Origin of the sequence: Prevotella sp. oral taxon 306 str. F0472, from assembly GCF_000257925.1 — a bacterium.
GTDB classification, from domain to species: domain Bacteria; phylum Bacteroidota; class Bacteroidia; order Bacteroidales; family Bacteroidaceae; genus Prevotella; species Prevotella vespertina.
This window is the reverse complement of sequence record NZ_AJIN01000042.1, coordinates 1-25,885: the sequence shown is the minus strand read 5'-3', so window position 1 is coordinate 25,885 and position 25,885 is coordinate 1. Positions and strand designations below refer to the sequence as shown.

Below are 25,885 nucleotides of genomic sequence, written 5' to 3'. Positions count from 1 at the left end.
GTTATTAATTAATTTAAATATTCTCTTTTACTTTGTATCTATTATAGAAGTACTGTCCCTTCTTCACTGTACGCTTGCCATATTCTATAGCATGATGTGGACAATGATGGTAACAGGCGAAGCAGGTGAGGCACTTCTTGTTGTGCAACCATTCGGGTTCGTAACCTAAGCCGCCTTTTATATCAGCAACAGGACAGACGTTAGCACAGATGCCGCATTTGACACAACGTTGATGATCCACATGAAAGGGTTTGTCGGTGATGAGGAACCGCTCAAAGAAACCACCTACAGGGACTGAGAAGAACCAGGGTAGTGGACCAACCGTGAGTTCCTTCCAACCACAAGGCTTATAATCATCCTCTTTCAGTTTCTGAATGATCTTCTTTCCGAAATCTCTTAAATAGATCTCTGCGGCTTGCTTCTTTTCGAGTTCTTTCTCCTTTGTGTCAACATCCATACCTGGTAAGCCCACATACGACTCAGGCATGATGACGGAACCAACAAGGTCAAGTTCTAACATCCTTCCAATAGGAACTTCATGCAGGTGCTGTTGGAATCGTTCCATAGCTTTGGCTATTGTGTCTCCTGCGGTCATTAAGCAGAAACAATGATGCTTTAGTGGTTGATCCTCTTCATCTGTAAGTTTAAGTTTCTGTAGGAATACCCTAACGATGCGTGGCACTCTCCATCCATGTACAGGAAAGACAAAACCAACTTGCTCGCCTTTCTTTAATTGAAACGTACAATCGGTTTTAATGATTTCAGCGATAGAATATAACTCATCTTGGGTTTGTAAAGCTAACGTCTTCGCTGCCCATTGACTATTACCTGTGCCAGAGAAATAGAAAATCATGTGACAAAGGTAGTCATTATTTATAAATCTAACAAGATTAATAATAGCTAACTAGCACATTTACTTTGATTTTTCATTATAATTGCCTATATTTGTGAACAATACATGAATATAGAACACGATGAAGGAGAAAGTAGACTTGAAGATGTATCCCTTTGTTAAGTTGCTTATACCATTTGGTTTCGGAATCTTTATGGGACAGTTTGCGAGCAATTCTATCACACTATATTATTGGTGTGGTTTCCTATTGTTAGCAATCATTTTGACAATACTTTCATGGCGTTGGAGATACATTCAAAGTGCATTGCTTCTGCTTTCTGTCTTCCTATTGGGGGCTACCTTCTTCACGGCGAAAGAACGAGTTAATCATGTCAGCTTACCACAAAGGGAGATAACCTTTGAGGCTGTTTTACTAACAGAGCCTGTTGTGGTGGGGAAGGTTATCCAGGCAGACTTGTTAGTTGTTAGTCAGTCAAAGCCAATGAAGATAAAAGCAAGAATATTACGTGATAGTTTGACAAACAATTATAAGCATTTACATGTAGGTGATGGTATTATTGCTTCCGCCCGTCTTACCGAGCCAACGAATCTTTTAGGTGGGAGTTTTGATTATGCTAGATGGTTAAGACTGCATGACTATGTTGCCGAGACTTTCATTTACTATAACCAATGGCAAAAGAAACAAATTCGCCTTGATAAACTCAATTTGTCCCAGCGACTTTCTATTGCTTTCCGACGCTATCAGCATAAGGTGTTAAGCCAATTAAAGAAGAATCTTAAAGGTGATAATTTGGCTATAGTTACGGCAATGACTGTTGGTGATAAAACTCTATTAAATAAGAACTTAAAAGAAGATTATTCAATAACTGGTGTAAGTCATGTGTTAGCCTTGTCGGGCTTACATCTAACCATCATCTATGGCATGCTTGTTCTTATAATGGGAGGATGTAGTAGGTTGTTTCCCTTCTTTCGTAGTAAGTTTACAACGGAGCCAATCATCCTATTTGGCGTTTGGCTCTTCGTTATGTTAGTGGGGGCTTCTCCCTCTGTTGTGCGTTCTGCAATGATGTTATCTATCTATTCGTTTGTTACCCTCTTAAATAGGGAGCGTCTATCAGTGAATGCCCTGTCATTAACAGCCTTTATCATGCTTGTTCTTAATCCTTATCATTTGTTTGACATAGGTTTTCAGTTATCTTTTGCTTCAGTTTGGAGTATCATACTATTCTATCCACTCCTGATAGTGACGTTTCGAAAGGGAAAACTTCTGCACTTTACTATCATGCGTTGGCTATGCTCAATGATAGCATTATCCGTGGCAGCCCAGTTAGGAACCCTACCTCTAATTGCCTATTACTTTGACAGAGTGTCACTCGTCTCACTTCCTTGTAGTTTGATAGCAGTGCCCTGTACAACTCTAATCATTTACATGACAGGTTTATTGTTCTTATTCGCTCCATTATCCTCTTTATCTTTGTTTATTAGCAAGTGCCTTTCTACAACTATCGAATGGTTGAACAACACTCTACATTGGTTTGCCTGTCTGCCAGGTGCTAGCATGGAGCAAATTCATATTTCCTCCCTTCATATTATCCTTTATTATGTGGCATTGTTGACAGCTTGGAGATTATGGAGTTTTTATATTGGCAAGACAGAGTTTAGCTAATTTTTGTGTACCTTTGCACGCAATTATGCAGCGATATTTTATAACACTATCCTATGATGGGACAGCCTATCATGGTTGGCAAATACAACCTAATGGTATATCTGTTCAAGAAGTACTGGAACGTTCCTTATCAACTCTTTTGCGTGAAGAGGTTAGTATAACTGGGGCAGGGCGTACAGATGCGGGTGTACATGGACGGATGATGGTTGCTCACTTTGATACAGATAAGACTATAGATTGCCAGCAACTGGTTTATAAGCTCAATCGATTGTTACCCCGTGATGTCTCTGTTAGTCAGATTGTGCCTGTGAGTGAAGACTTACATGCACGATTCTCCGCAACATCCCGTACCTATCATTATTATGTACATACAACGAAGCAGCCCTTCTCACGCCAATATTCATGTGAGATTCACTATCCGTTGGATTTTGATAAAATGAATGAGGCAGCCGACTATCTGATAGGAGAAAAAGACTTCAAATGTTTTTGCAAGACAGGTGCGGATGTAAAGACAACCATCTGCAATCTGACAGAAGCACGTTGGATTCCATGTAAGGCGGAACAAGCATTAGTAACTTCTGATAAGGTCACTAATTGGTGTTTTGTTATATCGGCTAATCGCTTCTTACGCAATATGGTACGTTCTGTGGTTGGAACTTTAGTTGATGTTGGAAGAGGAAGGTTATCCTTAGAGGAGTTTCAAGCTATTGTCAATAATGGGGCAAGAAGTGATGCGGGTGAGAGCATGCCAGGCAATGCCCTTTTCTTGTGGGATATAAAATATTAAAGTAGACTTTTATGTGGATTATCTTAGCATTTATCTCTGCAACTTTGCTCGGATTGTACGATACCTCAAAGAAGTATTCTTTGAAAGGTAATGATGTTATTCCCGTCTTATTTCTTAACACATTATTTTGTTCCCTCATCTTCATCCCACTTATATTGCTCTCACAATATACGAACTTATTAGAAGGGAGCGTTCTGCAAGTTGGAGTAGGAGGATGGGGAATGCATAAGTGGATCATACTGAAGAGTGTAATTGTCTTGTTATCTTGGGTATTTGGTTATTTTGCCATAGCCCATCTCCCCTTAACGATTGTAGGTCCTATTAATGCCACACGTCCGGTTATGACATTAGTGGGAGCAATGGTTGTGTTCGGAGAACGTTTAAATGTATGGCAATGGATAGGTGTAATATTCGCTATTATCTCCTTATTCCTTTTGGCTCGAAGTGGTAAGAAAGAAGGTATAGACTTCAAGCATAATAAGTGGATACTCTTCTTATTATTAGCGGCTTTAATGGGTACTTGTAGTGGCTTGTTAGACAAATACTTAATGGCAAGTACAGAGAGTGGTGGAGTGGGGATGGATCGTATGTTGGCACAAAGTTGGTACAATATTTACCAATGCTTGATGATGGCAATAGTTCTCCTTATCTACTTATACAAGCGCAAGGGCGGGACTGATACTCAAGTTAAGTTTTCTTGGAAATGGAGCATCTTACTCATCTCTATCTTTTTGTCGATGGCAGACTTTGCTTATTTCTATGCCCTCTCCTTACCAGGCGCAATGATTTCAATCGTATCTATGGTTCGTCGTGGTTCCGTTATAGTGTCGTTCCTGTGTGGAGCATTACTCTTTAGAGAGAAGAACTTGAAGGCAAAAGCACTTGATCTTTGCCTTGTCATTCTCGGTATGATCTTCCTTTGGATCGGTTCTTATTAGTATGCTTTTGACGTTTAAGTTAAAGTACGATTGAGGTTTAAGTTAAAGTACAATCGACGTTTAAGTTAAAGTACGTTCATCGTTTAAGTTAAAGTACAAACATGGTCTAAGTCACCTATAAAAGGGCAATTCATTTCAGTAACAAAGGTAAGATAAAAAGGGAAATCCTTTGAAGAATGGTAATTAATTATTATATTTGCAACAACATTGAAATTATCTCTTAGACCATATATAGGATATAAGCTACAATATACCTAGCATTGGCGGGTAATTGTAGAAGGTCTCTTTAAGACAGTTTTACTATGCAGAATGTTTTTCATGGATTAGGTATAGCCTTAATTACTCCCTTCAAAGAAGATGGTAGTATAGATTATGACGCACTTGTGAGTCTAGTTGAATATCAATTAGCTAATGGTGCTGATTTCTTTTGTATTTTAGCGACAACAGGCGAGGCTCCTTGCTTGACTCGTGAGGAAAAGGATGAGTTGACACGTGTTGTAAAGAAGGTGGTTAATGGTCGTGTACCTATCTTGAAGTATTGCGGTGGGAATAACACTGCAGCTGTTGTAGATGAGATAAAGACGACAGACTGGCAGGGGATTGATGGTATTCTAAGTATCTGTCCTTATTACAACAAACCAAGTCAAGAGGGACTTTATCAGCACTTCAAGGCTATTGCGCAAGCCAGTCCTTTACCCATCGTCATGTATAACGTGCCAGGTAGAGTAGGTGTGAATATGACCGCAGAGACAACTGTACGTATTGCGTCAGAGTTTGATAATGTGGTTGCTATTAAAGAAGCCTCAGGGAATTTAGAGCAGGTTGATGAGATTATCAAGAATAAGCCTAAGCACTTCGAGGTTATTAGTGGTGATGATGCTTTGACATTCCCAATGATTGCCAGTGGTGCAGTTGGAGTTATCTCGGTTATTGGCAATGCACTTCCTAAGGAGTTCTCCCGTATGATTCGTCTTGAGTTTAATGGAGAGTATGAGCCAGCAAGAAAGATACATCATCAGTTCACAGAGTTGTATAAACTTCTCTTTGTAGATGGTAATCCTGCTGGTTGTAAGGCTCTGTTGAATGATATGGGAATGATAGAGAATGTGCTCCGTCTTCCTTTGGTTCCAACGCGCATAGAGACAAAGCAGAAGATGAATGAAATTCTGAAGGGATTGAGAATATAAGTTAATCGACTTAACAATAAAAAGTGAAAAAGAGATAGAACGATAATGTTCTATCTCTTTTTAATTATACTATCAAAGTGAGTAGGGATTGAAGTCCGTAACAAGCTACTTGATAGTATGTTTGTAAATGTTATTCAACTTGCTATTGAAAGTTCGTTAGCTTTTTTGTTGAATCCTTTTGGTCTTTATGCTAGCTTATTTAATAGCTTCTAACTCAATAGCCATTTCTTGTTGCAACTCCTTTGCTTTCTGGGCTGCCATCTCAGCAAAGTCTTTGTCCTTGCCAGCGTAAATGATACCACGAGAAGAATTGACAAGTAAACCGCAATCCTTTGTCATTCCATATTTACATACCTCTTGCAGGCTACCACCTTGTGCACCAACGCCTGGTACTAAGAGGAAGTGGTTGGGAGCTATGCGACGAATGTCCTCAAACATTTTGCCTTGTGTTGCACCAACTACATACATGAGGTTCTCTGTAGTTCCCCATTCTTGCGACTTCTTTAATACCTTCTCAAAGAGTCGTTCGCCTTGTTGATCTTCTGTTAATTGGAAGTCGTGACTACCTTTATTGCTAGTGAGTGCGAGAAGGATAACCCACTTACCATCGTACTCAAGGAAGGGCTTCACACTGTCTTCACCCATGTAAGGGGCAACCGTGACAGAATCAAGGTTATACTCCTCAAAGAAGGTCTGGGCATACATCTTAGAGGTATTGCCAATGTCACCACGCTTTGCATCGGCAATGATAAAGTGATTAGGGTGATTCTCCTTTAAATACTTGATGGTCTTTTCGAAAGCAACCATACCTTTGAGCCCATAGCATTCATAGAAAGCAAGGTTGGGCTTATAGGCAACGCAATAAGGTGCTGTTGCATCGATGATTGCCTTGTTGAAAGCAAAGATAGGATCCTCCTCCTTTTTCAAGTGTTCAGGGATTTTATTGATGTCAGTGTCCAGTCCGACACACAAAAAAGTCTTCTTAGAGAAGATCTCGTTGATTAGTTGTTGTCTGTTCATATTAGGTGTTTAATTAATTATCATGAGGAAAGAAAAGAAACCCTCGTTAGTCCCACACGGTTTATCGTGTTTCGGACAAACGAGGGTGTCTGTCCCTACCTTTATCTCTTCTTATCTTGTTTGATTCACTATTTACTCTTGTTCTAATGGCTTAGAAGTAGAAGTGGAAACATGCCATACGCCAAACAATATACCAAGTAAAGATGCAACGACTGTAGATATCAACATCGTTTGGTTTATACTATCTGCAAAATGAACCACAAGGAATGTTGAACCGCATAAGATGATTGCAGCAATAATTGCACATATAATTGATGCAAGTTTCTTCTTAGCTCTTGCTACTGGTGTTGTTGCAGTCATTGCCACGACAAGCATAGCATACTTTGCTAATAAGAAGAAGCAATTAACGATGATACTAACAGTACTTGCTTCATCGAAGTTTGATAAGATACGGCGAACAATGAACCCATAAGCAAGCTGGATGATGAGCATAGCTATAAGTCCTGCTGGCAATGTGAGTAGCCATCTAAGTGCAGGGTTCCATGTTTTGACCAATCTTAAATCATAGTTTTCATCAACGTCTAACTTACCTGGCTTTTTTTGTTTTGTCTCCATTCTGTAATGTTTTAAAGTGTTTTATAATTCGTTCTCTTTTAACTTCTCTGCGTTCTCTGCAACAGTCAGTGCATCGATCATCTCTTGAATCTCACCATTCATGAATCCTTGTAAGTCGTGAGTCGTGAAACCTATACGATGGTCGGTGACACGTCCTTGTGGGAAGTTATAAGTACGTATCTTGGCACTACGATCACCAGTAGAAACGAGAGTCTTACGACGTGAAGCAATATCATCAATATACTTTTGGTGTTCGTGATCATATATATAGGTATAAAGGCGACTCAAAGCACGCTCTTTATTCTTTGGCTGGTCGCGGGTCTCAGTACATTCAATAAGAATCTCCTCAACCTCACCAGTATTAGGATTCTTCCATGGGTAACGCAAGCGCACACCAGACTCAACCTTATTGACATTCTGACCACCAGCACCACTCGAACGGAAGGTATCCCACTTGATATCTCCTTCGTTAATATTAACTTCAAACTTGTCAGCTTCAGGTAACACTGCTACTGTAGCTGCTGATGTGTGCATACGTCCTTGTGTCTCTGTTGCTGGTACACGTTGTACACGGTGCACACCTGACTCATACTTCAGTGTTCCGTAAACGTTCTCACCTTCTACAGCGAAATCTATCTCCTTAAAACCACCTACAGCACCTTCGGATACAGATGTTATTGATAGTTTCCAACCTTTCTTATCGCAATAACGTTTGTACATATTGAAGAGGTCGCCTGCAAAGAGTGCTGCCTCATCACCACCAGCTCCACCACGAATCTCCATCTGGACATTCTTTGCGTCTTCTGGATCCTTTGGTACAAGTAGAATCTTAATTTCTTCTTCAAGTCTTGGCTGCAGTTCCTCATTCTCTGCGAGTTCCTCACGTGCCATCTCTTTCATCTCTGCATCACTCTCGTTAGCAATGATATCCTTAGCCTCCTTTATGGTTGTAAGGCAAGTGATGTAACGCTTGCGAGCATCCATAATGTCGCCAAGATCCTTATATTCCTTTGTCAGCTTAACGTAGCGTGACTGGTCTGCTATAACACTCGGGTCAGTAATGAGTGTTGATACCTCTTCATAACGGGCTTCTAGTCCGTCAAGTTTCTGTAATATGTTGTTGTTATCGATCATAATCTTTATGGGGAATGTTAATGTAGGTTGAGCGGTTAAGAATATTAAGTTAATGTTTGTTTGTCGCTCTTTCCTCTAAAAGATAAAGGTGTAAAGTTTAGATGTATTAATATTCAAATGTCCCAAACTCACTCTTAATAGTTAGGCTACGTTTCCCTTCTTCTATATGTCCAATCACTTGTGCATCAATATTAAAGAACTTACTAATAGCAATAACCTGTTCTGCAACTTCCGGACGAACATAGATCTCCATACGATGACCCATATTGAACACCTGATACATCTCCTTCCAATCAGTACCGCTACAATCTTTGATAGCACGGAAGAGAGGAGGAACTGGGAACATGTTATCTTTAATAACACGACAATTCTCACCAACAAAGTGTAGAACCTTTGTTTGTGCACCACCAGTACAATGTACCATACCATGTACTTCAGGGCGCAACTCATCAAGCAATCTCTTGATAACAGGAGCGTAGGTGCGAGTAGGAGAGAGTACTAATTCACCTGCATTAACAGGACTCCCTTCAACAGAATCAGTTAGTTTGTATTTACCACTATAAACTAATTCTTCTGGTACTGCATGGTCATAACTCTCGGGATAATTCTCTGCTAGGTATTTAGCAAAAACATCATGACGTGCTGATGTTAAACCATTGCTTCCCATACCACCATTATAACGGGTCTCATAGGTTGCCTGACCTGTAGATGAAAGACCAACAATGACGTCACCTGGACGAATATTCGCATTGTCGATAACATCCTTACGACGCATACGGCAAGTAACGGTTGAATCAACGATAATTGTACGAACAAGGTCACCTACATCTGCTGTTTCACCACCAGTAGGGTAGATGCCTATTCCCATCTTACGCATATCAGCAAGTAACTCATCGGTTCCGTTAATGATGGCTGAAATAACCTCGCCTGGTACAAGCATTTTGTTACGTCCAATCGTTGAACTAACAAGGATATTATCTACAGCACCTACACAGAGCAAGTCATCTGTATTCATGACGATAGCATCTTGTGCTATACCATGCCATACGCTCAAATCACCTGTCTCTTTCCAGTACATATAAGCTAGAGAGGACTTTGTGCCAGCTCCATCAGCATGCATAATGTTACAATACTCTGGATCACCACCGAGAATATCTGGAATAATCTTACAAAAAGCTTGTGGGTAGAGTCCTTTATCAATGTTCTTGATGGCATTATGCACATCTTCTTTGGCAGCACTTACGCCGCGCATCATGTATCTGTTGTCCATATCTAAGGAATTGTCGTGTTGAGATTTATCAGTATCTTATTGTTTATAATTTGTGTAAGCTAACGTTGTTCATCACCATTCCAGAACTCCCAACTAGCAAATGCTTGTAATAGGAGCATTTCTAGACCATTCTTTACAACTGCACCTTGTTCACGTCCTTTCGTCATGAATAGAGTCTCATCTGGATTGTAAAGTAGATCATATAATAAGGTGTGACTATCCATTGCTTCGTAGGGAAGTTTAGGACATGAGTCAACATTTGGATACATACCTAGTGGAGTGCAATTCACAATAACATTGTACTTCTGAATAATGTCAGCTGTTATATCTTCGTAACATAAGATGCCATCACGTTTCGTACGAGAGACAAATTTTGTTTCTAGTCCAAGAGATCTTAGACCATAGTCTATAGCTTTTGAAGCGCCACCAGTCCCCAGTATTAAGGCTTTCTTATGATGACGCTCTAATAAAGGTTCTATACTACGTGTGAAGCCAATCACATCACTATTAAAACCTTTTAGTTGTGTCTTCTTCCCTTTGTGGGTGACACGAATAACATTAACGGCTCCAATGGCTGTTGCTTCAGGACTAAGACTATCGAGATAAGGTATAACTTGTTCCTTATATGGGATAGTCACATTCAATCCACGTAGTTCTGGATTGGAGTCTATAACCTCAATAAAGTCTTCTATAGATGGAATTTCAAAGTTTATATAACGAGCATTGATATTCTCATTATCAAACTTCTCATTAAAGTACCCTATAGAAAAGGAATGTCCCAAAGGATAACCTATAAGTCCGTACTTATCCATGTTTTAAACTTGTTCTATGAGTTTGTATTTTGTGAGAGAAAGAACTATGTTGCTATAGTCTCATTTACTTTTCGGCTAGATACATCGTGCATATTCCGAATGTCAATCGTCTAAACGAGCTTTTGGCGAATCCTGCTTTATGAAATATCTCCATCATACGTTCACCTTGTGGGAATGCCTCAACTGTCTTGTTGAGATACTCGTAAGCACTCTTGTCTTTGGAGATAAACTTTGCATAATTGAGTAAGATGGTGTTGGAGTATATACGGAAGAGTTGTTTCATTGGGAAGCTAACAGGCGTTGTCAGTTCTACAATGCTCAAATGTCCACCTTTCTTTAATACACGACAGATCTCGGTGAGTCCTTTGTCGAGATTTTGAAAGTTACGGATACCAAAGGCTGCAGTAACAGCATCAAATGTGTCATCAGGGAAAGATAGGTTGAGACAATCCTCCTTTTGGAAAGAGATGACATCATTAAGTCCTGCCTTTTTGACCTTCTCACGACCGATAGCCATCATACCTTCTGATATGTCTGCTCCGATAAGATGACTTGGAGAGAGTTCCTTTGCTGCAAGGATGGCAAAGTCTCCAGTACCAGTTGCAATATCAAGCATTAATTGTGGATGATAAGGCTGTAGTTGCTTAATAGCTTTCTTTCGCCACCCTTTATCAATATCCCATGAGAGTCTATGATTTAAAGTGTCGTAAGTTGGTGCAATCTTATCAAACATCTCTTCGACAAGTTTGCTTTTCTCACCTTTACCATTATAGGGTATTATCTTCTCCTGTTCGTACATGTTCTATTTGGAGGTTAAGGAATTTGGAAGGAGTTAAGGGAGTTGAAAAGGTTAATGCCATATGCTTTGTTGATAGGCATAGGAAGTGTTAGAGATTATTTTCCTTTCTTAACTACCTTAACTCCTTTCTTTCCTCAATTAGTTACTTTCTAGAAGCTAGATATTCTTTAACGTTCTTCTCGATACGTGCAGCAATATCACCTTCTTCAGCTGCTTTATCAAACTTCTCACCAGTGATATGCTCGTAAAGCTCAATGTAACGTTCGCTGACGCTCTCGGCATATTCGTCTGTAATCTCTGGCATAGTTTGACCTGGTTCATTCATGAAGTTGTGCTCGATAAGCCACTGGCGTACAAATTCCTTTGAAAGCTGCTTTTGAGGTTCGCCCTTCTCAAACTTCTCTTCGTAGCCTTCTGCATAGAAGTAACGGCTTGAGTCTGGTGTGTGAATCTCATCAATGAGGTAGCATTGTCCATCACGTTTACCGAACTCATACTTTGTATCAACAAGAATCAAGCCTTGCTTAGCTGCAATCTCCTGACCACGTGCAAATAGTTTGCGTGTCCAATCTTCGATGATTGCATAATCTTCTGCAGAAACGATACCCTGTTTGATAATCTCTTCCTTAGAGATATTCATATCATGCCCCTCGTCAGCTTTCGTCGTTGGAGTTACGATTGGTTCTGGAAAACGCTCATTCTCACGCATACCATCAGGTAGCTTTACGCCACAAATTTCACGGCATCCATCTTTATAGGCACGCCATGCAGAACCTGTAAGAATGGAGCGGATAATCATTTCAACACGAAAGCCTTCACACTTCAGACCAACGGTTACCATTGGATCAGGTGTTGCTAACTTCCAGTTAGGGCAGATATCAGCTGTCAAGTCAAGGAACTTGCTTGCAATCTGATTCAGAACCTGTCCTTTGAATGGTATTCCTTTTGGTAATACGACATCGAATGCAGAGATTCTGTCGGTAGCTACCATGACGATAAGGTCGTCGTTGATGTCATACACATCACGTACTTTGCCGTGATACACACTCTTCTGTCCATCAAAATGGAATTCAGTTTTTGTTAATGCTTTCATTGTTTTTATGTTTATAGAGTCCTATCTCTTGTCCGCCTTATCGTGTGCTTCATAAGCATTGACGATACGCGTAACTAGTTTGTGTCTAACAATATCTTTTTTATCGAGATTGATAACAGATATACCTTCTACATGATTTAAGATAGAGAGAGCTTCTTTCAATCCACTCTTCTCAGCGTGTGGCAAGTCTATCTGTGTCAAGTCACCTGTAATAATCATCTTTGTATTCCATCCCATACGAGTAAGGAACATACGGATTTGAGCAGGTGTAGTGTTTTGCGCTTCATCGAGAATAACTACAGCATCACTCAGTGTTCGACCTCGCATAAAAGCTAATGGCGCAATCTGAATAATATGTTTATCCATCATATCTTGTAGCTTAACTGCAGGGATCATATCCTCCAAAGCATCGTATAAGGGCTGTAGATATGGATCTATCTTATCCTTCATATCACCTGGTAAGAATCCTAGTTTCTCACCAGCCTCAACTGCTGGACGTGAAAGAATAATCTTCTTTGCAGCCTTCTCCTTTAGTGCTTTAACAGCTAAGGCAATGCTTAGATACGTCTTACCTGTTCCAGCTGGTCCAACGGCAAATATCATATCATGCTTATCAAAGGCATCTATTAGCTGTTGTTGATTTTCGGATCTACCTTTGATAGGTCTGCCTGATACAGAATAAACAAGGACGTCCTTCACCGCATCAGCCTTCGTTTTCCGACCTTTCACGATGTCAAGGATGTCCTCTTCTGTAATGGTGTTATACCTTACAATATGCTTGCGCATAGTCTCAATGTCCTCTTCTATTTTCGCCATCTCTTCCTCGTCACCCAAGATACGGATAACATTATCTCGTGCAACGATTCTCAACTTAGGGAAGAGGGACTTAATCATTTGGAGATGCCCGTTGCTAACTCCATAGAAGACTACAGGGTCTATGTCCTCAAGAACTATATGCTTTTCTATCAATGCTGTCTGTTTTATATATTATGGTGACAAAGTTACTATAAATTAGTGATACCTGCAAATAATTCTTAATTCATAATTAGGATAGCTTACATTCTTATTTGCTTTCCCCTTTTCTTATTACCTTTGTAGCAATGAAAAGGAAATCAAAGATTAATAAAAGGCGTTTATTAGTAGTATTCATAGGGATAACACTCTTTTTTATTACCATTAAGTTATTATTCCCATCTATTATGCCGTTTGGGCATAAGACGGAGAATGTGAAGAATGGTAAGATGACGGAAGAAGAGCGTAGGAGAGCCGATTCAATCAAGATTATATCCCAATCTACTCCCGATAGAATGAAGTTATCTTCGTTTTATAAGTCGGGTGGTGCGTTGAAGAAGAATAGGATAGTTGGTGTAAGAGATTATGACGAGAGTTTCCCCGACTCCCAATCTTTACAACTAGCCTCAGCTTTCCATTATGGTGTTCGACCTGTTGCTAATCGTCAAGATGCGGAGAAACGTAAGAACGAGTTAGTATATATAGGAAGTAATCCTTACTATGATTTAAAGAAACTCAATAGCAGTGTTCCTTATCTTGTGCCCCGTGCGGCTGTTTTACTTCAAGATATAGCGCGCACCTTCATGGATAGCTTGCAAGCCAAAGGTGTTCCTATCAATAAAATATTAGTATCTAGTGTGCTACGAACGAAAGAGGATGTTGATAAACTGCGTCAGCATAACCATAATGCAACCTCTAATAGTTGTCATTTATATGGTACAACTTTCGATATAGCCTATAATCGCTATGCTACTGTCACTCGTCCGGTGAGGAATGATACTCTGAAATGGGTGTTAAGTGAGGTACTTAATGACTTACGTAAGCAAGGGCGATGCTATATTAAGCATGAGAAATTGCAAGGATGTTTCCATATTACGGTGAAATAGCTTGTACCTAACAACATACGAGAAGGCGCCTTTCAGAGACATAGAAAGGCGTCTTTTTACGTTTTATAAGTCATAGATGTATTAAAAGTTCATTATCCGCATATTGGGATGATATATATAAGGTAATGATTCTTTTTTAATTGTAGGAATAAGGAGGGGTAAAGAGGGGAGAAATGTGAGTAGGTTTTAGGAAAATATATTTTACATATTTCTTTTCAGTCCTATCAAATTCTAGCGAACTTACTGGCATCTCAATGAGATGAATTAAGCGATTTATTGAAATCGTACCTCCGTTTTGGGTGAATTGTACCTCCATTTTGTGCAAATCATACCTCTGTTTTTAGTAAAACGAACCTCCATTTCCGATAAAACGATAGTACTTTTTGCCTAAAACGATACTACTTTTCACTTAAAACGATAGTACTTTTTATCCAGAAATAAGCATCGTTTTTGTAATTATCTGTATATCAGTAGTTTATAAAGTACTAACGAATTTCTCTATTTAGGCGCATATTTGAGGGCGAATAGAGCCTTCTATCAGAAAAACGCAATTAGAGATAGGGAAAATGATAATATTCTATTACAAATATAGCTCTAACTGATTCCTTTAAAATCAGATTAGAAATAGGGCTAATTATACTTGTTTTAAGGGAACAGAATGGGATGTCAAACTTGATTTACTAGTGTGATTTTAGATATTTCAACCACGCATAAGGTTTGCGAGTCTCTAGGTAATGAAGGTTATTCATATTAGAATACGCCTCTCGTTCGAAAGATAAATTCATATATGCACGACCTGGTAGGGGGATTCGAATGAGCCACTCAATGAAATACCATAGATAAAAGGGCAAAACGAGCATTTCAATCATTTGGTATGTATGGATTTTTTCATGATTGATAAGCTCCTTTGTAAGTTTTACTTCGGGATGAACGAAAAGAAACCCAAGAATATTGATGGCATCATAATTCTTGGGTGGTAAGTATTTTGTTCTGATTATTTTCATTACTCCATCTCGATTGATTCAACATGAGGCTTAGGCGCCGATGGAGAAGGGGTAGGATTTGGCGAAGTTGAAGGAGTTTCCGGCTCGTTGCTCTCATTGGTTGAGGCATTTTCCGACTTGCTATGACCACTATTGTGATGAAGTCTACTGCGCCCTCTAATACTATTATATACCTTTTCAGCCTGCTGTTCCTCAAGTTTGTCGGTTGAATTAGTCTTTGCAGTATCTATCGCAACCGTATCAAACTTAGCCTTGTTTGTCTCCGCTAAGTTAGAATCAGGCTCAATCGCCGTTTGCGTATATTCGGGATCATTCTTGTGCTGGGCATAATAGATGAATCCAAAAGCCACAAGGAATATTGTTCCTAAGACGATAAAGGCAACCATTCCTCTGCCAAGAGTAGGTTCGTCTTTGTCTTTATTCGGCATAGGTTTGCCATTTTTAATGTCATTTTGCTCCATCTTGTTGCCTTCATTATTATTTTCAGAACTATTCATATCCATTGTTTTACTTGTGATTTTGGCAACAAAGGTAAGTGAAAAGGTAGAGATTCCAAAACGATTTAGGTTTTTATTCATTTGTTCTTTTCTTTTTTGTACCTTTGCAATCGAATTTAGAAGATATCATACTGGAAAAAGATATGAAGAAGTGGTTAGTAATCATTTGTTTCCTTACCTGTTGGCTAGGTGCATCAGCGCAAAATTTGCGTGATGTTTGGATAGATATGCCTGATACGATTTCGCCTTATTTGAATAAGAGTTTGCGTACAGAGCTAGCTGATTATGTAAAAATGGGCGTTGATCCTGCTGTGAAAAATCTATTGGATGATACGACACGGATAGAACGCATGACAAAAAACTATATGCTTGTTCAGTTGAGCAAGGCTAGTTCTTTGGAAATAAAGTTATTAGATAATTCAACTATTGCGTTGGTTCAGACTTGGAAAGGTCCTGTCGCTGAGAGTAAACTAAGTCTGTTTAATCAGCAATGGCAGGCACAAGCAATGGTGAATCTCCCTCAAGAAACGATAGAAAAACCTGACACAATTAGTGAAATGGAGTGGAATGATATAAAGTCGTTAATGACTCCTCGCCTGAGAGAATTACATCTTAACGCAGATGATAACTCTCTGTTGGTGAGTTTTAACTATCCGCTCTTATCGAAAGAAGATAGAAAGCGAGTGGAACCTTATATAAAACCGATGGTTTTGCATTGGACGGGTAAGGATTTCCGTTAGTAAAAATGATTTTAAGATTTGGTGGTTTCTTAAAAAGTTACTACTTTTGTCGGCACAAAATTAATAGCTGAAGACATGAATTTGAAGGTACGTTTGGCCTTAATGAACTTCTTGGAGTTCGCAGTTTGGGGAGCCTATTTGACCTCTATGGGTCGTTATTTGGGTAACATTGGTATAGGTTCGGAGATTGGTTTGTTCTATTCTATGCAAGGAGTTGTATCAATTTTTATGCCTGCATTGATGGGAATTGTCGCAGACCGATGGATACCAGCCCAAAGACTCTTAGGTTTCTGTCATTTACTTGCAGGAGTTTTCATGTTTGCCACGGCAGGTTATGGTTTGAGTGTAGGTGAGCATGCCAACTTTACCACTATCTTTACCCTTTATTCTTTATCAGTTGCCTTCTATATGCCTACCTTGGCTTTGTCAAATTCAGTTGCATATAGTGCATTGACTAATGCGGGAATGGATACCGTGAAGGACTTTCCACCGATTCGTGTGTTTGGAACGATTGGTTTTATCCTTACAATGTGGCTGGTTGATATTATGGGATTCCAGAGCAATCAGAACCAATTTATTACTTCTGGCGTTGTAAGTATCATTCTTTTCCTTTACACTTTTACGTTACCGAACTGCGCAGTTAGTAAAGGTACGGAGCAGAAAAGCTTCATTGATGCCTTCGGATTGCGTGCCTTTTCCCTCTTTAAGCAAAAGAAGATGGCAGTGTTCTTTGTCTTTTCTATGCTTTTGGGAGTAAGTCTTCAGATTACGAATAGTTTTGCAAACCCCTTCTTATTTAGTTTTGGAGCTCAACCCGAGTTTGCCGATACATTCGGAGTGCAGCATGCGAATATCCTAATCAGTCTTTCTCAGATTAGTGAAACCTGCTGTATTCTATTGATTCCATTCTTTATGCGCCATTACGGAATAAAGAATGTGATGCTGATTGCCATGTTTGCTTGGGTATTGCGATTTGGATTGTTCGGCGTTGGTAATCCAGGCTTCCCTGGTATTTTGCTATTTGTCCTTTCAATGATTGTATATGGAGTAGCTTTCGACTTCTTTAATATCTCGGGCTCATTGTTCGTTGATAATAGTACGGAGCCATCTCTTCGTTCATCTGCACAAGGATTATTCATGTTGATGACAAATGGTATAGGTGCAACAATCGGAACGCTAGCTGCTCAAGCACTTGTAAATTCATACACTTATCCCAAGGTGGTGGGTTCGGATACATTGACCGTGGGTGATTGGTCATCTTGTTGGTTCATCTTTGCAGGTTATGCCTTTGTTGTAGGTGTTTGTTTTGCATTGATATTCCGTCCTAAGAAGGCATAAACTTTTTGGACAATATATAGATGGGTAAAGTTCAATTAATACATGTTGGTGTTTCTCAGATTGTAGGAGGTTCTGAATTTGGACTTCTCGTTCTTTCAGATATGTCAGAGAGTCGACAGATAGCCATTGTCTGTGATGAGCACATGGAGTATCAATTTGGACTTAGAACAGATGAAAAGATAAATACGGAGCGGCTATTACCAGAGGTGCTTTGTAGTATTAATCCGTCTATGACAAGCGAGCATTATGAGATACTGTTTAATTCAGTTTTGAATGGGCAATATAAAGCCTTACTTGTAAATAAGGACGATTTGAGTCTTACCCCTATGCGTGCTTCTGATGCTATCCTTTTAGCTCATATAGCTAAATTGAATCTCTTTATGGAAGAAAATCTCTTTAATCGGCAAAGTGTTCCTTGTGGTCCTTCTAAGAATAGGTTGGCAGTTCCCATTAATACCTTGACTTTGGAGATGTTGAAGAAAGCATTAGACAAAGCTATCGAAGAAGAGAATTATGAGTTAGCTTCAATGTTAAGGGATGAATTAAATCAAAGAGATAAGAGTAATAATGAGGGGTAATGCTCTTTTTATTCCTTAAAGGTTGAAAACAAGGATAAGATAAGTAGGAGAAGTCATATATAAATAATGAAAGAAGTTAGATATTTCTTTGTTCCTAATGCTAATGTGGAGAAAGAACTTCCAACAGAGGAAGCGATTCATGCTTTGCGTGTGCTTAGATTGAAAGAAGGTGATGAGATATTCTTGATGGATGGCGATGGATGTTTCTATCAAGCTGAGGTTTCATTGGCTACATCAAAGAAATGTTTCTATACAATCAAACAAGTATTAAAGCAAGAACCTACTTGGCATGGGAGAATTCATTTAGCCATTGCACCAACGAAAGATATGGGGCGCATGGAATGGATGACAGAGAAAGCCACAGAAATCGGCTTCGATGAGATTACTTTCTTAAATTGTAAGTTCTCTGAGCGAAAGGTTTTGCGTACTGATCGCATAGACAAGATAGTGGTATCTGCTATGAAACAAAGTCATAAGGCTTGGAAACCTATTGTAAATGATATGACTCCATTCTGTAATTTTATTGATAATCATACCTGTGATGGGCAGAAGTATATTTGTCATTGTTACTCAGAAATATTGAAAGATGACTTCTTTACTCTTATTAATAGCTCTTCTGAAAGTACCCACTTGGCGTCTGAAGACGACCATTCTCTCAACAATGATATTACTGTTTTAGTTGGTCCAGAGGGTGATTTCTCTATAGAGGAGGTTCGTTATGCTATTAATCATGGGTTCAAGAGCGTAACTTTAGGTAATAGTCGTTTGCGTACGGAGACCGCAGGGCTTAGTGCCGTAATGATGTCACAGCTTGCACGAAGAGTGTAAGCTGTTTTTGTTTATAATAGGAATGTATATATTCCTTTTAAAAACGTATGATAATAATAGATGAAAGTAAAGAATTAGAATATTAAAAGGTTATGATTAGCAATATAGTAAGATAGAGATCTTCATGGAAATAACTTCTCCGTGATATAGATTTAAAAACAATTTCACATTTCTCATGTAAGTATCAATTATTTTATTTATATTTGCAACATATTTTAAATATCGTTATTATTTCATTTTAATCTCTTAGCAAACTATGCAAAAAAGATTACTTTTCTTGGTTACGTTGTTGCTAGCAATGACAACTACTGTTATGGCTCAGATAACGACATCAGGAATCAGTGGTAGGGTAACGTCTCAAGGTGAAGACGTAATTGGAGCAACTGTTACAGCTACACACCTACCATCAGGAACTATTTACCGGGCTGTAACCAACATTGATGGTCGCTACACTATTCAGGGTATGCGCGTTGGTGGTCCTTACAAAATTCAAGTGGCTTATATTGGTCAAAAGACTAAGACATTTGAAAATGTAACGCTTCGTCTTGGTGAGACGGAGGATCTTTCTTGTTCACTTCAAGATGACTCTAAGGAACTTCAAGAAGTTGTTGTAACTGGTAATGCGGGCGTTAATGGGACGAAGACGGGAGCAGCACAGAGTATTTCGTCTAAGCAAATTGCAGACATGCCAAGTATTACTCATGGTATTGCTGATGTAGCTCGTCTTAATCCTCAGCTTACGACATCAAGCAATGGTGCCATGTCATTTGCAGGTGCTAGCAATCGTTATAATTCATTTATGATTGATGGTGCAATGAATAATGACGTGTTTGGTTTAGCGGCTGATGGTTCTAATGGTGGTCAGGCTGGCACACAACCTGTATCAATGGAAACAATTGAGCAGATCCAAGTAAATGTTGCTCCATTCGATGTTCGTCAGAGTGGTTTCACCGGCGGCTCTATCAATGCTATTACAAAGTCTGGTACTAACCAATTCCATGGTAGTGTCTATGGCTTTGGTAATAACCAGAGTCTTATAGGTCATCATTATCCCTATTCTGATGGAACAGGGTATGCGCCAAAATATCAGAAACAGGAGCAGTATCAATGGGGTGTAACGTTGGGTGGTCCTATTATTAAGAACAAGTTGTTCTTCTTTGTTAACTATGAAAATGCAAATAAGACTTATCCAAATCTTAATGGCTATCGTCAGGCAGGCTCACGTGTAAATCCAGATGAAGCTGATGATGTTCTTCAGAAGGTTAAGGATATGGCTCAACGTCAAGGTTTATCGTATGATGGTACTTTCGCAAACCCTGATATCTACACGAAGAGTAATAAATTAGGTGCAAAGATCGACTGGAATATCAATGACTTCAATAAGTTCTCTTTCCGTTGGAGTTATGTTGATGCTAAGCAATTGAATGTTGTAAGTTCTTCTTCTTCTCTTAATGATGATCATTATTACTTCCCATTTACTAGTAAGACAAACTCTTTCACAGCAGAATTACAGAGCCGTATCTCTCCTACAATAAGTAATGAGGCACGCGTAAGCTATGTACGTGTTCGCGATAAGCGCAATGTTGCTTCTGCATTCCCAATGATTTCTTTGCTAGTAACTGGTGGATCAGTTAATATTGGTAATGAACGCTCTTCAATGGCTAACTCTCTTGACCAGGATATCTATACTGTCGAAGATAACTTGACTTGGTATAAGGGTAATCATACCTTTACTTTTGGTACTCATAATGAGTTCTATAAGTTTGCTAACCTATTTATCCAGGATGCAAATGGATCTTATAACTTTACTGATAAAGCGCATTTCGATAAGTATTATGCAGACTTTGTGGCTGGTACAATTGATCCAAACTATAACTACTTCCGTCAGTATCGTTATGGTGTAGCAAATGTTGATGTTACAGGTGACCCACGTTGGAAGACGCCTTTCTCTGCTGGTCAGCTTGGTTTCTATGCACAAGATAAGTGGAATATTACTCCATCTTTCCAATTGACTTATGGCTTGCGCATGGAGATTCCTCTCTTCTTCAAGACTCCAACGGCCAATGAACCTTTCAATACTTATGCTGCACAGCATAATTGGGACGTTCGTACAAACCATAAACTTTCTAGTACTCCTTTGTGGAGTCCACGCGTTGGTTTCCGTTGGGATATTAATAAGGATCGTCAGTTTATTCTCCGTGGTGGATTGGGTATCTTCACAGGACGTATACCATACGTATGGATTAGTAACAACTTCGCAAAGACTGGTTTGCAGATGCAGACCTACTCTGTAAATAATCCTAAGGGATTGGAGCTTATTCTTAATCCTAATGGGCAAGAAGCTAATGCTGCTCGATTGAGAGCTGCAGGTAGTCAGGAAGTAAATGTGTTTGAAGATAAGTTCAAGTTTGCCCAGACCCTGAAAGCTAACTTAGGCTTTGACTTCCATCTCCTTGGTATTGATTGGACAGCAGAAGCCCTTTACTCAAAGACTTTGAACGATATCTATTATAAGAATCTTGCTGTTGATAAGACTGGACAAACATTTGCGCAAGTTACTGGTTATGAATGGGATAATCGTCCAATGTATGAACGCACAACTACTGGAAGTCCTTTCTCTTATGTGTATGCACTCTATAACACAAGTAAAGGTTACACAACTAGTCTTTCATTAAAGGGTGAGAAGCACTTTAACTTTGGGCTCGATCTTATGGCAAGTTACACATGGACTCGTTCTATGAGTGTTAATAGTGGAACTTCATCAGTTGCCGGTAGTAACTGGATGTATAATGCAACTTATCGTGATGTTAATGATCCAGAGCTCAGTCTTAGTGCATATAACGTTCCTCATCGTCTTCAAGCAAGTGCTTATTATCATATAAACTATGGTGCACAGAAACAGTGGGAGACAACTATTGGTTTGATTTATCAAGGTCGTAGTGGTTCCCCTTATGTGATTGAAGTTTATGGTGACATGAATGGCGATGGTGCAAATGGTAATGACTTGATGTGGATACCAACAGATGCTCAAATCGATCGCATGAAATTTGCGAGTGGTGTAAAGGTTAATAATAGTAAGGATATTTATCCATTGATTACAAAAGTACTTGGTTCTGGCTTCAATGGAACTCTCACAGAGGCACAGCAACGCTCTTTGATGAAGCAATGGATAGCAGATGACTCTTATATGAATCATCATCGTGGTGAATATTTCAAGCGTTATGCTGATAACCTTGCTTTTGAGAATCACTTTGACGTACACCTCGCACAGAAGTATAGCTTCAAAGTTGCAGGTCAAACTAATTCTCTTGAATTAAGTTTGGATATTATAAATATAGGCAATCTCTTGAATAAAGATTGGGGACATACTTATGGCGACGAGTTTGGTCGTTACTTTAGTCCTTTCAATTATGAAGGTAATGGAGTATTCAAATTTGATGGTACACACGTTGCACGAAACTATGATACATATTATAGCCGTTGGCGTGGTCAGTTAGGCTTACGTTATACCTTTTAATTAAGAGTATTCAATTCTTGCAATTTGTTAGCGACTCTCCTAGTAATCATCTAGCGACTTCCTAACAAATTGCACATTCTTTCTAGTGCCAATCCCCCAATAAATTTCCAGTAAATAGTACTATTTACTCCCCTCTCCATTCGGAGAGGGGTCGGGGGTGAGGCTTTTTTTTTCTTCTTTTCCTTGCCCATTCAATTTATTCTTCTTACCTTTGCCGCCGTGAAACAGTTAGCAATGACATATCAAGTGAACGAAGTACTGCAAAGAATTATCGAGTTCTTTGCATCTTTTTGCACTTTATCTTTGGTCAATCCAAATAATTTGCTAACACACACACACACACACACACACAATATGCGCACCTAGCGTCTAATAACACATTTTTTCTTCTCGCATACGCGCGCGCGAAGCGTGCCGTAACCCCTGTAAACAAAGGACTTCTAGGAGTTTCCTTTGTTCGCTTTTTTATACCCTTTTTTGAACTCCGTTTAGAGCAAAATAAGAACGAAATAACAACTATTTTAATCAATGAAGTAATGAGAAAAAAGCAAGTAAAGAAGAGTTATTCTGCACCAGCGTGTATGATAATTCAAGTCAATGAAGCCACTTATTTGATGGATACGTCTTATCCAGGTCAGCATAACCCAGCACAACCAGGTGGAACATCGGGAGATGCCAAGAAGGCTCCTAATTGGATGTCTGAGGTTGAAGGCGAGGAAGAAAATCCAATGTGGGAAGACTAACAGAGAGTAATAAACTAAAAAAACAAAGTAAAATAAAGAAAACAATGAAACAACATTCATTCGCATCACGACTAAAGTCTTTGGCACTTGTGTTCAGTATAGGATTAGCTTTTGCTTCTTGTGCCAATGAGGACATAGCGCAGAACCCAAATGGTAAAGATAACGACGCAAACCTAACCACCTTCTCAACAGGTGACCCTGCCACTCGTACATCTATGGAGAGTGATGGCAAATTCTTTTGGGAAGCTGGTGATAAGATATATGTTAAGGATGATGGCGGTACATGGCACGCAAGTAGCAATTCTCCAGCAAGCAAAACTGCTTACTTTAAGTTCAAAGTTCCAGGTACATACACTGCCCACACGTCATACGAGGTTTATTACCCTGGTAAGAATGGTAATCAAGACCAAGTAACAATCTCTGCAAACCAGAGCCAGGCAGAGCCAAATACTACCACCCACTTTGGTACATCAGGCGATTGCGGTATGGCAACAGCAACACGTATAGCTAGTGGAGGAAACTTTAACTTCACACTCGATCACAAGGCTGCTTACCTCCTCTTCTTGCCACGTACCAGTAATACCATCTTACATGACTGCTACTTGACAAAAGTAGAAGTAAATTCAGATAACGACATTACCAGTACTTACACCCTTGACCCAACAACAGGCGAACTAACGGGGACAGGCATAGGCAAACAGATTACCATTTCAACAGGTGGTAGCGGAACATACCCTAACGGTTTCCCTTTAACCAATAACGCCACCAGCGCAGCAACAAACGGTGCATATGTAGTGATAAAGCCAGGCACACACACTTTAAAGATTCGTTATTGGGTGCAGGACATTGCAACAGGTACAGAGGGAACTATAACCAAGACATTAGCCTCAGCTACCTACGACCAGAACAAGTATTATAATATCACTGCAAACCTTGACGTAAAGAATTACGACGGCGACAAATACTACATGTGGGATGCCCGGCAGAACTATTGGGCAGGTCACGAATGGAATAGTGCAAATCCATGGCAGCCAGTGGTGAATGGTGGCATGAACTTCAACTTCGCCAAGAGCAACACAGACCCTCGTTACTACAACGAAGCATTTACTTACGGTGCAGATAATAAAGCTACCCACGCTTCATGCAAAGACCTTCCCAACGTTAATGAGATGACATGGTACGCTGCAGCCGGCGATCCTCGTTGGGATGGCGACAGGTTATGGACCGCTATGGGGCATTTACATAAAGGAGGCATGTGGTTTAAGAAGAAGGCAAATATAAGCGGGTTTAACGCTAATACTGCCGTAGACGGGATAGATTGGCGCACAACCAGCAAAAGCCAAAACTGGTCCGTATCTCAGACGCTTCCTTCTGCATCCGATGCAGGTGATTATTTCTACCTGCCCGCCTTGAGTTACTACGGCTTCTCTGGTCAGTTGACCACAGTTGGCACCGAAGGTTACTATTGGTCGTCAAGCGCTAACCCATGGATCAGAACCTACGCATACAGCCTAGACTTTAGCAGTGGTAACGTCCACGTGGGTAATAGCAACCGCGACATCGGGATTAGATCGGAGGCGTTCGAGTAGTCCTAGAAGCCTCACCCCAGACCTCTCTGCAGAGAGGGAGCATCTAACGGGTAGAGCTTCTGCTGAATACGTATTCCGTCGCCACGCTCACCATATCTACATGCTGGCGGATGCGTATTTAGCTACTCGTAGATACGCATTGCGCAGCCGTTAGATGCGTATCTAACAGCAGTGCTCACCGCATCTGGCGGCACGTAGATACGCATTCAGCAGCAAGGTAATACGTATCTGGCAGGAGGGGGATGCTGAAAGGGTGAAAGATGAAACGGTGAGAGGAGGAAATTAATTAAGAAAATAGAATGGGGCAGCATGAAGATGCAACGAATAGACGTGGAAGCGTGCTGCCCTATGCTATGATAAACAACAATAGTATTAATAATTTAAAAACCTAAGAATCATGAGATTTAAATTAGTTCAAAAGAAGAATCCGCAGAAGCGGGAGGAAGTGAAGTATTATGCTAATCCGGTAAATGTTGGGCATAAGTCGCTGGATGACATTGCACGTGACATTGCTGGGCGTTCGTCCTTGACACGTGGTGATGTGTCGAACGTGTTGTATAACTTCATTGATTGTCTGCCACATTACCTCCGTGATGGTTTTAGCATTCAGTTAGGTAATTTCGGTTCGATGCGTGTCACGTTGTCGAGCAAAGGAGCGGAAACAGAAAAAGCTTTTAAGACCGAGACGATTAAGCCACGTGTGGTCTTCACACCAGGAACGGAATTGAAGAGAGAGTTGGCTGCAAACTCCTACGAATCGTTGAGGAAGAAAGAAGAAGAGACAGATAATAAAAAGGAGGAAAAGAAAAAGAAAGAGGAAGAAAGTGGACCGCAGGCAGGGTAGAAGTCCCCTCCAACTCCCCAAAAAGGGAGGAGTGCCTAACGGGGTGAGTTAGGATATGTGCCACGGGAGCATTTTAAAAGATTGATTCAGGGTATCAATCGTTCTGTAATAAGACAATCGATTATATTAATTGTG

General features: G+C 39.9%; 24 protein-coding genes. 13 read left to right on the top strand and 11 right to left on the bottom strand.

What is annotated here, in order from left to right:
* Positions 1-13: 13 nt before the first annotated feature.
* On the bottom strand, positions 14-853 hold the full coding sequence (locus HMPREF9969_RS06730; protein ID WP_009435107.1) for an EFR1 family ferrodoxin: 840 nt from the start codon (positions 851-853) through the stop codon (positions 14-16).
* Positions 854-974: 121 nt separating this feature from the next.
* On the opposite strand from HMPREF9969_RS06730, the gene HMPREF9969_RS06725 reads away from it, so the two are divergent.
* The 4 genes from HMPREF9969_RS06725 (at position 975) to dapA (ending at position 5,431) form a co-directional block, all read left to right on the top strand.
* Complete coding sequence (locus HMPREF9969_RS06725) at positions 975-2,519, top strand: ComEC/Rec2 family competence protein (RefSeq protein ID WP_009435092.1); 1,545 nt, start codon at positions 975-977, stop codon at positions 2,517-2,519.
* Positions 2,520-2,544: 25 nt separating this feature from the next.
* Entirely contained in the window at positions 2,545-3,306 is a 762-nt protein-coding gene (gene truA, locus HMPREF9969_RS06720) for a tRNA pseudouridine(38-40) synthase TruA (protein ID WP_009435093.1), read from the top strand.
* Between the two features lie 11 nt (positions 3,307-3,317).
* On the top strand, positions 3,318-4,244 hold the full coding sequence (locus HMPREF9969_RS06715) for an EamA family transporter (protein ID WP_009435110.1): 927 nt from the start codon (positions 3,318-3,320) through the stop codon (positions 4,242-4,244).
* Positions 4,245-4,546: 302 nt separating this feature from the next.
* Positions 4,547-5,431 (top strand): 4-hydroxy-tetrahydrodipicolinate synthase, encoded by an 885-nt coding sequence (gene dapA / locus HMPREF9969_RS06710; RefSeq protein WP_009435096.1) that lies wholly within the window; start codon positions 4,547-4,549, stop codon positions 5,429-5,431.
* A gap of 195 nt (positions 5,432-5,626) precedes the next feature.
* Here dapA and pyrF read toward each other — a convergent pair whose 3' ends face one another.
* From pyrF to HMPREF9969_RS06670, 8 genes are all read right to left on the bottom strand, one after another.
* The gene (gene pyrF / locus HMPREF9969_RS06705) at positions 5,627-6,451 is read right to left on the bottom strand and encodes an orotidine-5'-phosphate decarboxylase (protein WP_004383524.1); all 825 of its coding nucleotides are present in this window, start codon (positions 6,449-6,451) and stop codon (positions 5,627-5,629) included.
* Positions 6,452-6,583: 132 nt separating this feature from the next.
* Positions 6,584-7,066 carry a flagellar biosynthesis protein FliQ gene (locus HMPREF9969_RS06700; protein ID WP_009435123.1) on the bottom strand — a complete coding sequence of 161 codons (483 nt, stop codon included), beginning with the start codon at positions 7,064-7,066 and terminating at the stop codon, positions 6,584-6,586.
* Between the two features lie 21 nt (positions 7,067-7,087).
* Entirely contained in the window at positions 7,088-8,200 is a 1,113-nt protein-coding gene (prfA, locus tag HMPREF9969_RS06695) for a peptide chain release factor 1 (protein WP_004383527.1), read from the bottom strand.
* Positions 8,201-8,306: 106 nt separating this feature from the next.
* Complete coding sequence (locus tag HMPREF9969_RS06690; protein WP_036895364.1) at positions 8,307-9,470, bottom strand: AIR synthase-related protein; 1,164 nt, start codon at positions 9,468-9,470, stop codon at positions 8,307-8,309.
* Positions 9,471-9,529: 59 nt separating this feature from the next.
* Positions 9,530-10,282 carry a shikimate dehydrogenase family protein gene (locus HMPREF9969_RS06685; protein WP_009435118.1) on the bottom strand — a complete coding sequence of 251 codons (753 nt, stop codon included), beginning with the start codon at positions 10,280-10,282 and terminating at the stop codon, positions 9,530-9,532.
* A gap of 64 nt (positions 10,283-10,346) precedes the next feature.
* Complete coding sequence (gene ubiE / locus HMPREF9969_RS06680; protein ID WP_009435109.1) at positions 10,347-11,081, bottom strand: bifunctional demethylmenaquinone methyltransferase/2-methoxy-6-polyprenyl-1,4-benzoquinol methylase UbiE; 735 nt, start codon at positions 11,079-11,081, stop codon at positions 10,347-10,349.
* Positions 11,082-11,223: 142 nt separating this feature from the next.
* Positions 11,224-12,174 carry a phosphoribosylaminoimidazolesuccinocarboxamide synthase gene (locus HMPREF9969_RS06675; RefSeq protein ID WP_009435113.1) on the bottom strand — a complete coding sequence of 317 codons (951 nt, stop codon included), beginning with the start codon at positions 12,172-12,174 and terminating at the stop codon, positions 11,224-11,226.
* Positions 12,175-12,195: 21 nt separating this feature from the next.
* The gene (locus tag HMPREF9969_RS06670; RefSeq protein WP_009435105.1) at positions 12,196-13,143 is read right to left on the bottom strand and encodes a PhoH family protein; all 948 of its coding nucleotides are present in this window, start codon (positions 13,141-13,143) and stop codon (positions 12,196-12,198) included.
* Positions 13,144-13,274: 131 nt separating this feature from the next.
* Between HMPREF9969_RS06670 and HMPREF9969_RS06665 the strand changes: the two genes are divergently transcribed.
* Positions 13,275-14,072 carry a DUF5715 family protein gene (locus tag HMPREF9969_RS06665; RefSeq protein ID WP_036895361.1) on the top strand — a complete coding sequence of 266 codons (798 nt, stop codon included), beginning with the start codon at positions 13,275-13,277 and terminating at the stop codon, positions 14,070-14,072.
* Positions 14,073-14,752: 680 nt separating this feature from the next.
* On the opposite strand, the gene HMPREF9969_RS06655 is transcribed toward HMPREF9969_RS06665, so the two are convergent.
* On the bottom strand, positions 14,753-15,076 hold the full coding sequence (locus HMPREF9969_RS06655; RefSeq protein WP_036895355.1) for a hypothetical protein: 324 nt from the start codon (positions 15,074-15,076) through the stop codon (positions 14,753-14,755).
* Entirely contained in the window at positions 15,076-15,654 is a 579-nt protein-coding gene (locus HMPREF9969_RS06650; RefSeq protein ID WP_009435082.1) for a hypothetical protein, read from the bottom strand. Before HMPREF9969_RS06650 ends, HMPREF9969_RS06655 begins: the two co-directional genes overlap by 1 nt.
* Positions 15,655-15,716: 62 nt before the next feature.
* Here HMPREF9969_RS06650 and HMPREF9969_RS06645 point away from each other — a divergent pair, with 62 nt between their 5' ends.
* The 8 genes from HMPREF9969_RS06645 to HMPREF9969_RS06610 all read left to right on the top strand — a co-directional run bounded on the left by HMPREF9969_RS06645 (position 15,717) and on the right by HMPREF9969_RS06610 (position 25,750).
* A complete protein-coding gene (locus tag HMPREF9969_RS06645) occupies positions 15,717-16,313 on the top strand; it encodes a DUF3256 family protein (RefSeq protein ID WP_009435090.1) in 597 nt (198 codons plus the stop codon).
* A 75-nt stretch (positions 16,314-16,388) separates the two neighbouring features.
* A complete protein-coding gene (locus tag HMPREF9969_RS06640) occupies positions 16,389-17,651 on the top strand; it encodes an MFS transporter (protein WP_009435083.1) in 1,263 nt (420 codons plus the stop codon).
* 20 nt (positions 17,652-17,671) lie between these two features.
* Positions 17,672-18,229: a UvrB/UvrC motif-containing protein gene (locus HMPREF9969_RS06635; RefSeq protein ID WP_009435097.1), complete on the top strand. Its 558-nt coding sequence runs from the start codon at positions 17,672-17,674 to the stop codon at positions 18,227-18,229.
* Positions 18,230-18,295: 66 nt separating this feature from the next.
* Complete coding sequence (locus HMPREF9969_RS06630; RefSeq protein WP_009435100.1) at positions 18,296-19,057, top strand: RsmE family RNA methyltransferase; 762 nt, start codon at positions 18,296-18,298, stop codon at positions 19,055-19,057.
* 256 nt (positions 19,058-19,313) lie between these two features.
* Positions 19,314-22,574 (top strand): TonB-dependent receptor, encoded by a 3,261-nt coding sequence (locus HMPREF9969_RS06625; protein WP_009435087.1) that lies wholly within the window; start codon positions 19,314-19,316, stop codon positions 22,572-22,574.
* A 536-nt stretch (positions 22,575-23,110) separates the two neighbouring features.
* Positions 23,111-23,317: a hypothetical protein gene (locus tag HMPREF9969_RS06620; RefSeq protein ID WP_036895352.1), complete on the top strand. Its 207-nt coding sequence runs from the start codon at positions 23,111-23,113 to the stop codon at positions 23,315-23,317.
* Positions 23,318-23,361: 44 nt separating this feature from the next.
* Entirely contained in the window at positions 23,362-24,906 is a 1,545-nt protein-coding gene (locus HMPREF9969_RS06615) for a hypothetical protein (RefSeq protein WP_232212660.1), read from the top strand.
* A 397-nt stretch (positions 24,907-25,303) separates the two neighbouring features.
* Complete coding sequence (locus HMPREF9969_RS06610; protein ID WP_009435120.1) at positions 25,304-25,750, top strand: HU family DNA-binding protein; 447 nt, start codon at positions 25,304-25,306, stop codon at positions 25,748-25,750.
* Positions 25,751-25,885: the final 135 nt, after the last annotated feature.

Excerpts from the sequence above, each read along its gene's own strand:
- HMPREF9969_RS06730 (WP_009435107.1), bottom strand. The coding sequence starts at position 853 with ATGATTTTCTATTTCTCTGGCACAGGTAATAGTCAATGGGCAGCGAAG.
- HMPREF9969_RS06725 (WP_009435092.1), top strand. The coding sequence starts at position 975 with ATGAAGGAGAAAGTAGACTTGAAGATGTATCCCTTTGTTAAGTTGCTT.
- truA (WP_009435093.1), top strand. The coding sequence starts at position 2,545 with ATGCAGCGATATTTTATAACACTATCCTATGATGGGACAGCCTATCAT.
- HMPREF9969_RS06715 (WP_009435110.1), top strand. The coding sequence starts at position 3,318 with ATGTGGATTATCTTAGCATTTATCTCTGCAACTTTGCTCGGATTGTAC.
- dapA (WP_009435096.1), top strand. The coding sequence starts at position 4,547 with ATGCAGAATGTTTTTCATGGATTAGGTATAGCCTTAATTACTCCCTTC.
- pyrF (WP_004383524.1), bottom strand. The coding sequence starts at position 6,451 with ATGAACAGACAACAACTAATCAACGAGATCTTCTCTAAGAAGACTTTT.
- HMPREF9969_RS06700 (WP_009435123.1), bottom strand. The coding sequence starts at position 7,066 with ATGGAGACAAAACAAAAAAAGCCAGGTAAGTTAGACGTTGATGAAAAC.
- prfA (WP_004383527.1), bottom strand. The coding sequence starts at position 8,200 with ATGATCGATAACAACAACATATTACAGAAACTTGACGGACTAGAAGCC.
- HMPREF9969_RS06690 (WP_036895364.1), bottom strand. The coding sequence starts at position 9,470 with ATGGACAACAGATACATGATGCGCGGCGTAAGTGCTGCCAAAGAAGAT.
- HMPREF9969_RS06685 (WP_009435118.1), bottom strand. The coding sequence starts at position 10,282 with ATGGATAAGTACGGACTTATAGGTTATCCTTTGGGACATTCCTTTTCT.
- ubiE (WP_009435109.1), bottom strand. The coding sequence starts at position 11,081 with ATGTACGAACAGGAGAAGATAATACCCTATAATGGTAAAGGTGAGAAA.
- HMPREF9969_RS06675 (WP_009435113.1), bottom strand. The coding sequence starts at position 12,174 with ATGAAAGCATTAACAAAAACTGAATTCCATTTTGATGGACAGAAGAGT.
- HMPREF9969_RS06665 (WP_036895361.1), top strand. The coding sequence starts at position 13,275 with ATGAAAAGGAAATCAAAGATTAATAAAAGGCGTTTATTAGTAGTATTC.
- HMPREF9969_RS06655 (WP_036895355.1), bottom strand. The coding sequence starts at position 15,076 with ATGAAAATAATCAGAACAAAATACTTACCACCCAAGAATTATGATGCC.
- HMPREF9969_RS06650 (WP_009435082.1), bottom strand. The coding sequence starts at position 15,654 with ATGAATAAAAACCTAAATCGTTTTGGAATCTCTACCTTTTCACTTACC.
- HMPREF9969_RS06645 (WP_009435090.1), top strand. The coding sequence starts at position 15,717 with ATGAAGAAGTGGTTAGTAATCATTTGTTTCCTTACCTGTTGGCTAGGT.
- HMPREF9969_RS06640 (WP_009435083.1), top strand. The coding sequence starts at position 16,389 with ATGAATTTGAAGGTACGTTTGGCCTTAATGAACTTCTTGGAGTTCGCA.
- HMPREF9969_RS06635 (WP_009435097.1), top strand. The coding sequence starts at position 17,672 with ATGGGTAAAGTTCAATTAATACATGTTGGTGTTTCTCAGATTGTAGGA.
- HMPREF9969_RS06630 (WP_009435100.1), top strand. The coding sequence starts at position 18,296 with ATGAAAGAAGTTAGATATTTCTTTGTTCCTAATGCTAATGTGGAGAAA.
- HMPREF9969_RS06625 (WP_009435087.1), top strand. The coding sequence starts at position 19,314 with ATGCAAAAAAGATTACTTTTCTTGGTTACGTTGTTGCTAGCAATGACA.
- HMPREF9969_RS06620 (WP_036895352.1), top strand. The coding sequence starts at position 23,111 with ATGAGAAAAAAGCAAGTAAAGAAGAGTTATTCTGCACCAGCGTGTATG.
- HMPREF9969_RS06615 (WP_232212660.1), top strand. The coding sequence starts at position 23,362 with ATGAAACAACATTCATTCGCATCACGACTAAAGTCTTTGGCACTTGTG.
- HMPREF9969_RS06610 (WP_009435120.1), top strand. The coding sequence starts at position 25,304 with ATGAGATTTAAATTAGTTCAAAAGAAGAATCCGCAGAAGCGGGAGGAA.